Here is a 13,793-nt window from a genome sequence, read left to right as displayed (position 1 = left end):
AGCTCTGTCTCAGGCCGCGTTGGCGCCCGATTCCTTGTCCAGCACCATGTAGTCGAGGGGGATTTCGGTCGTGTACTTGATCTGCTCCATGGCGAAGGAAGACGACACGTCGCGAATCTCGATCTTGGCGATCAGCCGCTTGTAGAAAGCGTCGTACGCGGCAATGTCGGGCACCACGACGCGCAGGAGATAATCGACGTCGCCGCTCATGCGGTAGAATTCGACCACCTCGGGAAACTCCTGGATGACCTCGGAAAACCGCCGAAGCCATTCATGGCTGTGCGAATTGGTGCGGATCGACACGAAAACGGTGACACGCACATTGACCTTTTCATGGTCGAGGATGGCGACGCGCCGCTTGATGACGCCCTCCTCCTCGAGCTTCTGGATGCGGCGCCAGCACGGCGTGGTGGACAGGCCGACTTTCTTGGCGACATCGGCGACCGCGAGCGTCGCGTCCTCCTGCAGGAGGCGAAGAATTTTTCGGTCAAGGCGGTCCATCGGAAGCTCCTGAGGGAATAGTTTCCCCATATTCCCTCTTATTTCCGGCTTTAACAAGAAAGAAATTCTGCCGATCGTCGCAAATGCGAGTGATTTCTTGCTGAATGACTAACCAATGCGATAGCGGATTTCCGATCGCAGGAAAGGCAGCAAATCCATTTCAAACCACGGATTGCGCTTCAGCCACCCCGTGTTGCGCCAGGAGGGATGCGGCAGCGGCAGCACTTTGCGGCCGGCGGAATTCTCCCATATCGCACGCCAGTCCATCACCGTTTCCGTCAGGGAAGAGCGGCGCGCGGCGCCCATGTGCCAGCTCTGCGCGTAGATGCCGATTGTCAGCACCATGTCGATTGCCGGCATCAGGGCCATCAAGGGTGCGAGCCAAGTCGCAGCACATTCGCGCCTGGGCGGGAGGTCGCCGCCCTTGGCATCCTGGCCGGGAAAGCAGAAACCCATTGGCACGATGGCGAACTTTTCGGTGTCGTAGAACTCGTCCTTGGTCACATCAAGCCAGTCGCGCAAACGGTCGCCGGAAGCATCCGTGAACGGCATGCCAGACAGATGCACCTTGGTTCCGGGCGCCTGGCCGGCGATGAGAATGCGCGCGCTCGACGACGGCCGCAGCACCGGTCGCGGCTCGTGCGGCAAGGGCCGCCCGATCGGATGTTCGACGCAGACGCGGCAACTGCTGATTTTCGCCGCCAGGCTGTCCAGGTCAGCACTCAAGCGGCGGCACTCGGCCGGCTGGAAATCGCCTCATGCCAGCGTAACACATTGGTGCATTTCTCCGGCACCTTGATGCGTGCAGGCTTCATGAAATCGACAGCCACCAGACCGGTGATATCGGCAATCGAATAGGCATCACCGGCGACGAATTCGTGGTTCGCCAGTTCGCCATCGAGGAGCTTCAGGAACTCGACAGCCTTCGGCTTGTTGGCCTCGCCCCATTCGGGAATCTGCGGAATCTCCCACTCCTTCATCGCCGGATGGATGTGCCGAAAGGCCTGGGCGACGCAACTAAGCAGGTTGAACTCCATCCGCCTCTGCCACATCTCGACCCTGGCCTTGCCGAGCGCGCCCCGGCCGAACAGCGCGGGCTCCGGATGCAACTCCTCGAAATAGCGGCAGATGGCGACGGATTCCGTCAGGATGGTACCGTCGTCGAGTTCCAGCACCGGCAGGCGTTGCAAGGGGTTGCGCTCGCTGACCACCCGGTTCCTATGCTCCAGCGCCCCCATATCGATGGGCACCATCGGGACCGTGATTCCCTTCTCGGCGAGGAAAACACGAACCCGGCGCGGATTAGGCGCCCGCCCGCCATCGAAGAGCTTCATTTGATCCTCCTTTGTCATCGAAGCCGATACGCCTTACCAGAAACGAAAAATTTCGCGCACCGCGTCGCCGATCGACGCCAGCGTGCCGTGCTTTCGCTCGACGACCTGGCCGTGATGGCTGGCTCGCCAGTCCTTTGGCATGTCGAACGTACCCGCCCAGATGCCAGCCTTCGCGGCGCGAGCTGCGGCCTCCTCGCGCTCGAAATCGCCGTAGGCCACCGCCCAGCCCGCTTCGACCTGGGCGCGGTTAAGGTTGGTGTCGCCGGCCTTGCAGTCGCCGAGCAACCGGCCGTAGCGATCCTTCTGCCAGCCGCTGCAGGTGACTGGCCGCCCCGCGATCAGCCGTACCAGCGACTGTCGCGCCAGCGTGCCGCAGGGATAATCGGCGCCGTTCCTGCGGCAGGTCTGGGTGTACTCCGGCGCATCGATGCCGCGCATGCGGATACGCTCCGTGCCGAGCGTGATCGAATCGCCGTCATTGATGATTGCCGCACCTTGTGTGCTGCGCGTTTCCACCCGGTCGAGGCGGGCCGCCAGCAGGATCAGCAGCCCCAGAATAATGGCCGCCAGTCCATAATCCGCCAATCTGTGCCACAGGCTTCTCGGGCGCGGCGCCGCATACCGCCGGCGCGAGTTTGGCGACCGGTAAAAGCTCATATGGCAAACGGTTGGTTAATCATTCGAACGTAGCTTAACACTTGAAACCGCTGCACGCATAAATTGAAGTTTTTGATGCCCTTGCAACGCTCGAACACAGCGGACAAGTTCATTGTGGACCGCATGAAACGGCATCGCAACAGCGATGTCGCGCGCGCGGTCCGCAAGACGCGCGACCGTCTTTCGCAGCAGGCAGGCAATCCCGATTTCGACCGCGAACTTTTGAAGCTCCACGCCCGGGCGATGACGGGCGGCGCGGTGGTCATTCCGCTGCTTGTGCTGGCGATCGCGGCGGCGGGCCGGCTTGTCGGCGTCGGCAACGAGATCGGATTGTGGGCGCTGTTCACACTCACCTGCTATACGATCGTCGCCTTCATGGCGCGCAGGATCGAACGCACCGAAGCGTCCGGGCTCAACCCCCTGCAGGCGCGAAGGGAATTCCTCGTCGGTCACTTCCTCTGTGGCCTCGGCTGGGCCTGGTTCGTCCTGCTGGGCTGCGACGCCTGCGCTGTCGAGCAGTTCCAGGTGATCAAGGCGGTGGTGCTGCTGTTTGCCATGGCGGGCACCGCGGTCATGGCCTCGTCGCTGCGCGGCGCGCTGCTTGCGACCTTTGCCGTTCCGGTGGCGCTCTATGCCTATGCCGGCTACAGGCTGTGGATGCCGGTCGAGGGGATCATGGCCGCACTGCTCGTCCTGTCCCTGCCCTTCTTCGCCTACGTCGCCCGGCACCTGAACAGTTCCTCGCTGATGCTGTTGTCGTTCCGCTCCGAAAAGGACGCCCTGATCGCCGAACTGGAGACGGCCAAGTCGATGTCGGACGAGGCTCGGCGCCGCGCCGAGGACGCCAATCTGGCGAAGTCGCGCTTTCTCGCCTCGATGAGCCACGAATTGCGCACGCCGCTCAACGCCATCCTCGGCTTTTCCGAGGTGATGGCGAATGAGGTGCTCGGACCGATGAGCAACCCGACCTATCGCGACTACGCCCATGACGTGCATGATTCCGGCCAGCACCTGCTCGACCTGATCAATGAAATCCTCGACCTTTCGCGCATCGAAGCCGGCCGCTACCAGCTCAATGAGGAGCCGGTGATGCTGCTCAACATCGTCGAAGACTGCTGCCACATGATGGAGCTGAAGGCGCGCAACAAGGACATACGTGTCGTCCAGGATTTCGAGCAGACCCTGCCGCGACTGTTCGCCGACGAGCGCGCGGTACGCCAGATCACGCTCAACCTTCTGTCCAATGCCATAAAGTTCACCGCCACCGGCGGGGAAATCCGTGTCCGCGTCGGCTGGACCGCCGGCGGCGGCCAGTATATTTCGATCAGGGACAATGGTCCCGGCATTCCCGAGGACGAAATCCCGGTCGTGCTTTCGGCCTTCGGCCAGGGCTCGATCGCGATCAAGAGCGCCGAACAGGGCACCGGCCTTGGCCTGCCGATCGTGCAGGGATTGCTCGCCATGCATGGCGGCGAGTTCGAGCTTCACTCCAAGCTTCGCGAGGGTACGGAGGCGATCGCCATCTTCCCGCTGAGCCGGGTGATGGAAGAACTGCCGGCGCTGCCCACCGCCGCCGTCGCGGCCAGGCGGCGGTAGCGCCTTCGGCGTGCGCGCAACCCACAACGGAAACGCGATGACGACGGATTGGGACGCCAGCCTCGTTGAAATACGGTCGGAGCGGCTTCGCCTGAAGCTGTTTACGGCTGCCGATGCCGAAGAGGTCTTTACGGCCATCACCCCGGCGATAACCCGTTTCATGCAGTGGGAGGCGCCTCGATCGGCTGCGGAATTTGCGAAGGTATGGCGATCCTGGTTGGCGCCGATCGTCGATGGGTCGGATCTGCATTTCGTCGTGCGTTCGTTGGCGGATCATCGCTGTCTCGGGCTTGTCGGCCTTCACGCGGCGAAGACCCAATGCCCGGAGCTCGGCATCTGGATCAGGGAAGATTCTCAGGGAAGAGGCATCGGCGGAGAGGCTGTGGCCGCTGTTGCCGAATGGGCGATCGAACACCTCGACCCGGAGTGTTTTGAATATCCGGTCGCGGAAATGAATATCGCCAGCCGAAAAGTTGCCGAAAGCCTTGGAGGCTCGGTTGTCGGCAGCCGCTCCAATGCAAAATACACGGCCGTGGTCTACCGGATACCAAATCGCCTGCGTTGAAACCGCAACTCTTGCTGGGCTCTAGCCACGCACCGCCGCGGCCATGCCCGAGCTGGTAAGTGCCGCTGCCTTGACCAGGCCCGCGGCAAGAGCGGCCCCTGCTCCTTCGCCGTGGCTTATGCTGAGATCGAGCAGCGGGCGCAGCCCGAGGTGCTCGGCCGCCCGGCCATGCGCGGGCTCCGGCGACAGGCTGGCAAGCAGGCAATGATCGGTCGCAGCAGGATTCACGGCATGCAAAACCGCTGCGGCAGCCGTTGCCGCAAGGCCGTCGAGCAGCACAGGAATCTTCTGCATGCGCGCCGCGAGGATCGCGCCCGCGATCGCCGCGAATTCGCGCCCGCCGACGCGCCGCAGCACTTCGAGCGGATCGCCGAGGTGGCCGCGATGAAAAGCCAGCGCGGCATCGACCACATCGGCCTTGCGGGCTTGCATCGCCGCATCGGCGCCCGAGCCAGGCCCGACCCAGTCGGCGCCCGCGCCCCCGAACAGCGCGGCGAGCAAGGCAGCAGCGACAGTCGAATTGCCAACCCCGAGGTCGCCGAGACAAAGCAGGTCCGTGCCGCCGGCAATCGCCTCCATGCCGAAGGCCATGGTTGCCGCACAGCCGCGTTCATCGAGGGCGGCATCCTCGGTGATGTCGGCGGTCGGGATATGCAGTGCGAGGTCGAAGACTTTCAGCCCAAGATCGTTGGCGATGCAGATCTGGTTGATCGCGGCGCCACCGGCCGCGCAAAGCTCGACTTCATTGGCCGTCGCCGCCACCGGGCGGGGTGAAATGCCATGCCTGACAACACCGTGATTGCCGGCAAAGACCGCCATCAGGGGCTTTGTCACGGCGGGCGGAGCCCGGCCGGTCCAGGCAGCGAGCCAGGCAGCGACATCCTCGATACGGCCAAGTGAGCCTCGCGGCTTGTCGGCCTTGGCAAACAGCGTGCGCACCCGTGCCTCGGCCGTGGCGTCGGCTGCCGGAAGCTTGTCCAGCAGGTTACGAAAATCGTCGAAAGGCAGGGCACTGGTCATGTCGCGGGCAAATCATTCCTGGAACTGGTGAGCGGCATACCCGCCTTGTGTGATCGGCACAACCTCCCCTGACCGTCCTCCTCGATTGCCGCGAGGCCGACCGCGGGAGGCGCGATCGCGAGGGCTTGCATTGGCCTTAGCGTTGCACCATGTGGAGGTGGAAGAGCGGATTCCCGACCGGGTCCCTCGAGAGAAAGTGATGACGGCCATCGAATCCCCCTGCATCCTGGTCTGTTCCATCGACATGAAAACCGGCTTCTGCTTCGGTTGCGGTCGCACGCGTGAGGAAATCGGCGCCTGGATGGGGATGACACCGGAGACGCGCCGCAGCGTTATGGCCGAGCTGCCAGCCCGGCTTGAGACCGTCGAGCGCCGGCCGCGCCGCGAAACGCGCCGCACCCGCATGGCGCGCGAACGCGACGCACTCTAGCGAGGCACGTATGAGCAACCGGCTGTTCTGGGTACTGATGGCGGTGATCGGCGTGGGGGCAGCTCTGCTCATGCTCAACGATTCCGCCGGCAGCACGCTCGGCATTGAGAATTACGATTTCAGCCGCTTGATATGGTTCGGTGCCTTCGGCGCCCTTGTCGGCGCCGGCCTGCTCCGATCGACGCCGTTGGGAACCACGGTCCGCAACCTCGGCGCCTGGGCGGCCATCGTGCTGGCGCTGATTGCCGGCTACCAGTACCGCTATGAGTTGCAGGACGTCGCCAGCCGTGTGACCGCCGGCCTGGTTCCCGGCAGCCCACTGGCACTCGGTGTCGAGAACGGCCATGCAACCGTCACGCTCGACAAGGCGGACAATGGTCATTTCGAGGCACGCATCCTGGTCAACGGCAATCCGGTCAGGGCCGTCGTCGACACCGGCGCCACCAGCACGGTGCTGACATCGGAAGACGCACAGGCCGCGGGGTTCAATCCGGCGGCGCTCAACTACACGATCCCGGTTTCGACCGCCAACGGCATGGCGCGTGCCGCGGCCGTCAGGACCGACCAGGTGGCGATCGGCGGCATCGTGCGCAAGGACATGTCGGTGATGGTGGCCGCACCCGGCATGCTCAGCCAAAGCCTGCTCGGCATGAACTTCATCGGCTCGCTGTCGGGCTTCGATGTGCGCGGCGACCGGATGATCCTCAGGGACTGAGATTTGAGTCAGGCCGCTTCCGCCGCCCGATCAAGCTCGACGGCCGCGAACGCCGTCTTCAGCACGTCCGGACCTGCGCCAGGCCGAGTCGCGTCGGTGGAGAGTATCTGGCGGTAACGACGTGCGCCGGGCAACCCATGGAACAGCCCGACCATATGACGGGTGACATGACCAAGCCGGCCGCCCTGTTCGATGTGGCGCGCCGCGTATCGCGCCATCGCATCGATCAGCGATGCGAAGTCAAATGTCCCGGGCGTCGCGCCGTAGAAAGCAGCGTCGACGCCGGCGAGAATGCCCGGTGTGTGGTAGGCGGCGCGGCCAAGCATGGCGCCGTCGACATGGCCAAGATGCGCCCGCACCTCTTCAAGCGACTGAACGCCACCATTTATACCAATGAATTTATTTTGCTTTCTGCCCTTCAGCCGATAGACCCTATCATAGTCCAGCGGCGGGATGTCGCGGTTTTCCTTGGGGCTCAGCCCTTCCAGCCATGCCTTGCGCGCATGCACCCACAAGGCATCGGCGCCGGCATCGAAAACGCCGTCGGCCAACGCATCGAGCGCTGGTTCCGGATCCTGTTCGTCGACACCGATCCGGCATTTGACGGTAACCGGGATATTGACCGCCGCCTTCATCGCCGCCACGCAGTCGGCGACGAGGTCGGGCACTTTCATCAGGCAGGCGCCGAACATGCCCGACTGGACGCGATCGGACGGACAGCCCACGTTGAGGTTAATTTCGTCATAGCCGAAGGCCTCGCCGATGCGGGCCGCCTCGGCGAGCTTTGCCGGATCGGAGCCCCCGAGCTGCAGCGCGACCGGATGCTCGACCCCGTCGAAAGCGAGGAGCTTCTCGCGCGCGCCATGAATGATTGCGTCAGCCACCACCATTTCGGTGTAGAGCAGCGCGCGCGTCGTCAGCTGGCGATGGAAGAACCGGCAATGGCGGTCCGTCCAGTCCATCATGGGGGCGACGGCTACTCTATGGTCTTGATTTTTCAACATTTTTCGTCTAACAGCAAAATCTTGGAGCCTACCAAGTTCACACGAATTTACGCCAGAATACGACCTTTTTCAGCTCTCGTTCGGGTCCTGACCTGTCCAAATCCATCGCAAAGGTCAGCGAGACCTTCCTGCGCTATGACGACAAACCGCGTTGGGCGACCGAAACGGAGCCCCAAGCCGATCGCGGGGAGACGCCGGCCGAGTCCCGTATAGCGCGTTTGAAAACCTTCGGGGAACTTATCGTAGGCAAGCCATCGGCGGCATGACGGCCGTCCTCTTTCGCCATGTCTATAACGACATAAGCATCTCTTTATATCTTTCTTGACATCGATGCTGCGCTGGCCGAATATGCGCCCGTCGTGGTTCTCCAATCGTATTAGAGCGACTGGAGCTAAGAGGGAATCCGGTGAGCATGGCCTTGGCCACAGCGATACCGGAGCTGCCCCCGCAACTGTGAGCGGCGAGCCGCTGTCCAACAAGTCACTGAGGCGTTCGGCCTGGGAAGACGGACAGGGGCGACGACCCGCGAGCCAGGAGACCTGCCCCGACGAATTGAACGTCCACGGGCGGGGTGTCCCGGTGGTAGCATGCAGATGGCAGCTTCGGCCGCCTTCCCTTGCACGCATCCGCTTGACCCATGCCCCCAACCAAATGGGGTATGCCATGTCTATTCCTACAGTTCCGGTCGCCACTCTTGGCGTTCCTCGCATCGGCCGTCGCCGCGAGCTCAAGGCTGCGCTGGAGAGCTATTGGTCCGGGAAAACCTCGGCCGCCGACCTGCTCGAAGCGGCCAAGAAACTCCGCGCCGCAAATTGGATCGAGCAGCGGGATCGCGGCATCACGAAAATCCCGTCAAACGATTTTTCGCTTTACGATCATGTCCTCGACACGGCCGTCATGGTCGGCGCGATCCCGAAAGAATATGGCTGGACCGGCGGCGAGGTTCCGCTCGATGTCTATTTCGCGATGGCCCGAGGCAATCAGGGCGATCATGACTCCGCTGCCTGCAATCATGGCCCTCATGCCAACGGTGTCGCAGCGCTCGAGATGACGAAGTGGTTCGACACCAACTATCACTACATGGTCCCCGAATTGTCGGCCGACCAGACGTTTGAACTCTGTTCGACCAAGCCGCTCGGCGAGTTTCGTGAGGCGGCGGCTCTCGGTATCCGCACGCGTCCAGTCATTCTTGGGCCGGTAACCTTTCTCAAGCTGGCCAAATCGCGTGGTGGCGGTTTCAACCCGATATCCTTGCTGCCGAGGCTGATAACGGTTTACGTTCAACTCCTTCAGCAACTGTCGCAAGCCGGCGCCAGGTGGGTGCAGATCGATGAGCCCTGTCTCGCCCTCGACCTCGACCCGGCCGAGCGTATCGGCCTCGAACTTGCGTATCAGCGGTTCTCCACGACGGTGCCGGATATCAACATCATGCTGGCCACCTATTTCGGCGGCCTGGGCGACAATCTGGAAACAGCCCTTGCCTTGCCGGTGGCCGGGTTACACGTCGACCTGGTAAGGGCACCGGAACAGCTTGAGCCGGTTTCCCGCCTCTCCCGTAAAGACCAGATCCTGTCGCTCGGATTGATCGACGGTCGCAATGTCTGGCGGGCGGACCTGCCGGCCATTCTCGACCACATCAGACCGATCGTGGCTGGCTGGCCGCTCGACCGGATCGAGATTGCGCCGTCCTGTTCGCTCCTCCATGTTCCGATCGACGTGGAACTGGAAACCGGCCTGGACCCTGACCTCAGATCCTGGCTCTCCTTTTCGATCCAGAAGATGGACGAACTCACGCTGCTTGCGGATGCGCTTGGCGCTGGCAAGGATGTGGTTTCAAAGGAGTTGCAGGCATCGGCCGCAGCCGTTCAATCGCGCGCATCGTCGCTCAAGGTTCACGATCCATTGGTCGAGGGGCGCCTGCTGGGCGTCACCGAGACCATGCGGCACCGGCATAGCGACTTCGCCACGCGCCAAGAGCTCCAGGCGCGGAAGCTCGGCCTGCCGAGTTTTCCCACCACGACGATCGGTTCGTTTCCGCAGACCGCGCAGGTGCGCAAGGCGCGCGCCGACCACGCCAAGGGCGAATTGAGCTATATCGACTATCAGTCCTTCCTGGAGAGGGAGACCGCCGCGGCCGTCCGCTGGCAGGAGGAAATCGGCCTCGACGTGCTGGTGCATGGCGAATTCGAACGCAACGACATGGTGCAGTATTTCGGCGAGCAGCTCTCGGGCTTCGCATTCACCAGGCATGCCTGGGTGCAGAGCTATGGATCTCGCTACGTCCGACCGCCAATCATATTCGGCGACGTCTCGCGGCCGCGGCCGATGACGGTCGCATGGTGGCAATACGCGCAATCGCTGACGCAAAAGCCCATGAAAGGCATGCTGACCGGGCCAGTGACCATCCTGAACTGGTCATTCGTGCGCGACGACATCCCGCGCAACGAGACCTGCCGCCAGATCGCGCTCGCCATTCGCGACGAGGTTATCGACCTCGAAGCGGCGGAGGCCGCCATGATCCAGATCGATGAAGCAGCCTTGCGTGAAGGCCTGCCACTGCGCAAATCCGACTGGAAGACCTATCTCGACTGGGCTGTCGACTGCTTCCGCCTCGCCTCCTCCGGCGTCGGTGACGGCACGCAGATCCATACCCATATGTGCTATTCGGAATTCAACGACATCCTCGATGCGATCAGCGCCATGGACGCGGATGTCATCTCGATCGAAACATCACGATCGAAGATGGAGCTTCTCGACGCCTTCCGGACCCACAAGTATCTGAATGAGATCGGTCCCGGCGTCTATGACATCCACTCACCTCGTGTCCCGGCAGTCGGCGAGATGATCGATCTGATGACGCTGGCCCGTGAGCGCCTCAGCGACACGCAACTGTGGATCAATCCCGATTGCGGCCTCAAGACACGTGGTTGGGAAGAGGTTCGGCCGGCGCTGGTCAATATGGTGGAAGCGGCGAGGCAATTGCGCACAGTTGCCTAATCGGTCAGGTGCCGCCAGCAGATAGTTGGCGGCACCGTTACCTCGGCCAAAGCAATTCCAGCAAAAGTGCGAAGCGGTTTTGCGTCCGGAATTGCGTAAAAACAGATAGTTAGAGCGGGTCAGCGATTCTATCAAACGCTGAACCGCTCCAGGACGCGGGCCGTCAGGCAGCGTTCAGGATGTCGCCGTGTGGGTCGAGCACGAATTTGCGTGCGGCGCCCTGGTCGAAACTCTCATAGCCCTGCACCGCCTCTTCCAGGCTGATCACCTTGGCGTTGACGATGTCGGCTATCGGCAAGCGGTCGTGCAGGATCGCCTGCATCAGCTGGCGATGGTATTTCACGACGGGAGTCTGCCCGGTATGGAACGACTGTGCCTTCGCCCAGCCGAGGCCGAAACGCACCGACAGATTGCCGTGCTTGGCGGCATTGTCGACCGCGCCGGGATCCTCCGTCACATAGAGGCCGGGAATGCCGATCGAGCCCGCCGGACGGGTGATCTCCATCATCTGGTTGAGCACAACGGCCGGCTGTTCGCCGCCGCTATGGCCGCGCGCCTCGAAGCCGACCGCGTCGATTGCGCAGTCGACTTCGTTGCTACCCGTCACCTCGGCGATCATGTCGCCTAGACGGTCACTGGCGGAAAGATCGATCGGCTCGAAGCCGACCTTGCCCGCATGCGCCAGACGCTCCTTGTTGAAGTCGCCGATCATGACCACCGCAGCGCCAAGAATGCGCGCAGAGGCGGCGGCGGCAAGACCGACCGGGCCAGCGCCCGCGACATAAACGGTGGACCCCACCCCAACGCCGGCCTTCACCGCGCCATGGAAGCCGGTCGGCAGGATGTCTGAAAGCATGGTGAGGTCGCGGATCTTCTCCATCGCCCGGTCACGGTCGCGGAACCTGAGCAGGTTGAAATCGGCATAGGGAACCGTCACGTAGCGGGCCTGACCGCCGATCCAGCCTCCCATGTCGACATAACCATAGGCGCCGCCGGCACGCGCCGGGTTGACGGTGAGGCACACGCCGGTGTCCTGCGCCTTGCAGCAGCGGCAGCGGCCGCAAGCGACGTTGAAGGGCACCGACACGATGTCGCCGACCTCGAGCATCTCGACATCGCTGCCTTTCTCGATGATTTCGCCGGTGATCTCATGGCCGAGCACCAGGCCGGGTTCGGCCGTGGTGCGGCCGCGCACCATGTGCTGGTCGGAGCCGCAGATATTGGTGGAGATCACTTTCAGGATCACGGCATGCTCGATCTTGCGCCCGTCCGGCGCCGCGAAAACCGGATCCGGAATGTCGCGCACCTCCACCTTGCCCGGTCCGACATAGACCACGCCTCTGTTCCTGCTCATGGACTTCCTCCCTTGCTGTTGACTTCCCGCCCGGCGGTCCGCCGCCGGGCTGCTTGTTCAGGTGCAACTGTTTCCCGTGATGCCAGCCGATGCGACGCTACTCCCGTCTCCATCGCGATCGGCCGGGCACGAAGCGCATTCAGATATCGACGCGGCGGCCCTTGTATGCGTCCGGGATCGCCGCATCACTGCCGAAGAAAGCGTGCTTCGACATGTCGGGCGAATAACGGCTTCCCGGAACGGTGCGGCCCAGTGCCTCGGCGACCGCGCGGATATGATGGGGTGCCGCTCCGCAGCAGAGCCCGATGTAGCGCACGCCCATATCGTAGGCTTCGCGGGCATATTCGGCGCATTCGTAGCGATTGCAGGTGAACGGATCGAGCGCGGTCGGGAAAGGCCGGTTGCCGGGAATGCAGGAGCAGGCGCGGTCGGTCAGAGACTGGAAGGTAGGCTCCGCTTCGGTCGTGCGGTAGGGCACCGGCAGCGAGGCGACATGGCAGGACACGGCATCGCGCACCTTGCGCACCACCGGCATTAGCGTCTTCGGTCCGCGCTGGCAGTTCAACCCGACCACATCGGCGCCGGCGGCCTCCAGCCGCTTGCAGGCATCGACGACGGAGACGCCATCGAACATCTTCTCCTCGCGGTGGACCGAAAGCGTGACCACGGTCGGCAGACCGGTCTTCTTCATCACGTCGAGAGCGATCTCGGCCTCGCCATACCAGTCGATGGTCTCGGCGATCAGGAAGTCGGCGCCCTCCTCCACTGCCCAGCCGATCTGTTCCTCGAACATGGCGCGCACGGCATCATGGGTCTTCTTGTCCGTGGCTTCATAGGCATTGGTGTTGCAGATGTTGCCGGCCATCAGGTCGCCAACGCGGTCCGCCACATCCTTGGCGATGCGCAGCGCCTGGCGATTGATCTTCTCGAGGATGTCCTCGCGGCCGATCACTTTCAGCTTCTGGCGGTGCGCGTAATAGGTGAAAGCCTCGACGACTTCCGAGCCGGCATGGACGAAGTCCTCGTGCAGGCGCGTCACGGCTTCGGGATGCTCGATGACGACCTCGGGCACGAACGGCCCGGCCTGGAGATAGCCACGGCGTTCGAGTTCGAACAGATAGCCCTCGGCGCAGATGACGGCGTCGGTGTCGAGGCGTTCGAGCAGGCCGCGCTTTGCCGGGATGGGTGATTTGGCAGACATTGGATATTCCTTTTTCAGAATGCGGGACTTCAGAGGTTGGTTACGGGTGCGGCCCGGACGCTGGTGCCGGCAACGGCGGCAAGCAGCGTGCGCAACACCTGCACGTCGGGATGCAGCGAAAGGCGTCGGTCGATGAGATCGATCTGGCATCTCGCCGCGTGCGCCAGATCGGCGTCATGCGGCACCGACAGCAGCCAATCGGCGAAAACCTCTTCCGGTGGAGGCAAGGGTGAAACGGCGGCCATCGTCGCCGGATCGCGCTTGCGTGGCTCGTGCTGGGCGCCCGGCCTGCCGGGGGCGAGCCCGGATACTTCATTGTACGAATCCATGTTCGTCCTTCTGCCAAGGACTGAACCTGGTGGTGATGGAGGAAAGCCACGGACCTGTCGGCCTTTCGGCCGATCCGCATCTGCCTCTTG

General features: G+C 63.0%; 14 protein-coding genes and 1 riboswitch. Of the genes, 5 read left to right on the top strand and 9 right to left on the bottom strand.

The genetic code is table 11. The features are described 5' to 3' along the window. Positions 1-9 precede the first annotated feature (9 nt). From J0I79_RS05625 to J0I79_RS05610, 4 genes are all read right to left on the bottom strand, one after another. Positions 10-501, bottom strand: coding sequence for an Lrp/AsnC family transcriptional regulator (locus tag J0I79_RS05625; protein WP_006205209.1), 492 nt, complete (start codon positions 499-501; stop codon positions 10-12). Positions 502-609: 108 nt separating this feature from the next. Next, the gene (locus J0I79_RS05620) at positions 610-1,227 is read right to left on the bottom strand and encodes a uracil-DNA glycosylase family protein (protein ID WP_292855623.1); all 618 of its coding nucleotides are present in this window, start codon (positions 1,225-1,227) and stop codon (positions 610-612) included. Then, positions 1,224-1,835, bottom strand: a complete 612-nt coding sequence (locus J0I79_RS05615; protein WP_292855622.1) for a glutathione S-transferase — start codon at positions 1,833-1,835, stop codon at positions 1,224-1,226. The genes J0I79_RS05620 and J0I79_RS05615 overlap by 4 nt, the downstream gene beginning before the upstream one ends. Positions 1,836-1,868: 33 nt before the next feature. After that, the gene (locus J0I79_RS05610) at positions 1,869-2,492 is read right to left on the bottom strand and encodes a thermonuclease family protein (RefSeq protein ID WP_292855621.1); all 624 of its coding nucleotides are present in this window, start codon (positions 2,490-2,492) and stop codon (positions 1,869-1,871) included. A gap of 75 nt (positions 2,493-2,567) precedes the next feature. Here J0I79_RS05610 and J0I79_RS05605 point away from each other — a divergent pair, with 75 nt between their 5' ends. Together J0I79_RS05605 and J0I79_RS05600 are read left to right on the top strand one after the other, a co-directional pair. Then, entirely contained in the window at positions 2,568-4,088 is a 1,521-nt protein-coding gene (locus J0I79_RS05605) for a HAMP domain-containing sensor histidine kinase (RefSeq protein WP_292855620.1), read from the top strand. A 37-nt stretch (positions 4,089-4,125) separates the two neighbouring features. After that, the gene (locus J0I79_RS05600; protein WP_292855619.1) at positions 4,126-4,653 is read left to right on the top strand and encodes a GNAT family N-acetyltransferase; all 528 of its coding nucleotides are present in this window, start codon (positions 4,126-4,128) and stop codon (positions 4,651-4,653) included. Positions 4,654-4,674: 21 nt separating this feature from the next. On the opposite strand, the gene J0I79_RS05595 is transcribed toward J0I79_RS05600, so the two are convergent. Continuing rightward, entirely contained in the window at positions 4,675-5,673 is a 999-nt protein-coding gene (locus tag J0I79_RS05595) for a nicotinate-nucleotide--dimethylbenzimidazole phosphoribosyltransferase (protein WP_292855618.1), read from the bottom strand. 199 nt (positions 5,674-5,872) lie between these two features. Here J0I79_RS05595 and J0I79_RS05590 point away from each other — a divergent pair, with 199 nt between their 5' ends. After that, positions 5,873-6,103 carry a DUF1289 domain-containing protein gene (locus J0I79_RS05590; RefSeq protein WP_013895544.1) on the top strand — a complete coding sequence of 77 codons (231 nt, stop codon included), beginning with the start codon at positions 5,873-5,875 and terminating at the stop codon, positions 6,101-6,103. Between the two features lie 10 nt (positions 6,104-6,113). After that, entirely contained in the window at positions 6,114-6,818 is a 705-nt protein-coding gene (locus J0I79_RS05585) for a TIGR02281 family clan AA aspartic protease (RefSeq protein WP_292855617.1), read from the top strand. Positions 6,819-6,826: 8 nt separating this feature from the next. On the opposite strand, the gene dusA is transcribed toward J0I79_RS05585, so the two are convergent. Next, entirely contained in the window at positions 6,827-7,822 is a 996-nt protein-coding gene (gene dusA, locus J0I79_RS05580) for a tRNA dihydrouridine(20/20a) synthase DusA (protein ID WP_292855616.1), read from the bottom strand. A gap of 343 nt (positions 7,823-8,165) precedes the next feature. Next, positions 8,166-8,384, top strand: a riboswitch (cobalamin riboswitch). A 101-nt stretch (positions 8,385-8,485) separates the two neighbouring features. Here dusA and metE point away from each other — a divergent pair. Beyond that, on the top strand, positions 8,486-10,819 hold the full coding sequence (gene metE, locus J0I79_RS05575; RefSeq protein ID WP_292855615.1) for a 5-methyltetrahydropteroyltriglutamate--homocysteine S-methyltransferase: 2,334 nt from the start codon (positions 8,486-8,488) through the stop codon (positions 10,817-10,819). A gap of 163 nt (positions 10,820-10,982) precedes the next feature. On the opposite strand, the gene fdhA is transcribed toward metE, so the two are convergent. From fdhA to J0I79_RS05560, 3 genes are all read right to left on the bottom strand, one after another. Beyond that, entirely contained in the window at positions 10,983-12,173 is a 1,191-nt protein-coding gene (fdhA, locus tag J0I79_RS05570) for a formaldehyde dehydrogenase, glutathione-independent (protein ID WP_292855614.1), read from the bottom strand. Positions 12,174-12,312: 139 nt separating this feature from the next. Next, entirely contained in the window at positions 12,313-13,374 is a 1,062-nt protein-coding gene (locus J0I79_RS05565) for a homocysteine S-methyltransferase family protein (RefSeq protein ID WP_292855613.1), read from the bottom strand. Between the two features lie 29 nt (positions 13,375-13,403). Next, positions 13,404-13,703: a hypothetical protein gene (locus J0I79_RS05560; RefSeq protein WP_292855612.1), complete on the bottom strand. Its 300-nt coding sequence runs from the start codon at positions 13,701-13,703 to the stop codon at positions 13,404-13,406. Between the last annotated feature and the right edge of the window lie 90 nt (positions 13,704-13,793).

Source organism: Mesorhizobium sp., from assembly GCF_017306585.1.
Lineage (GTDB): Bacteria > Pseudomonadota > Alphaproteobacteria > Rhizobiales > Rhizobiaceae > Mesorhizobium.
The sequence above is the reverse complement of the archived record's forward strand: the minus strand, read 5'-3'. Positions and strand labels throughout refer to the sequence as shown.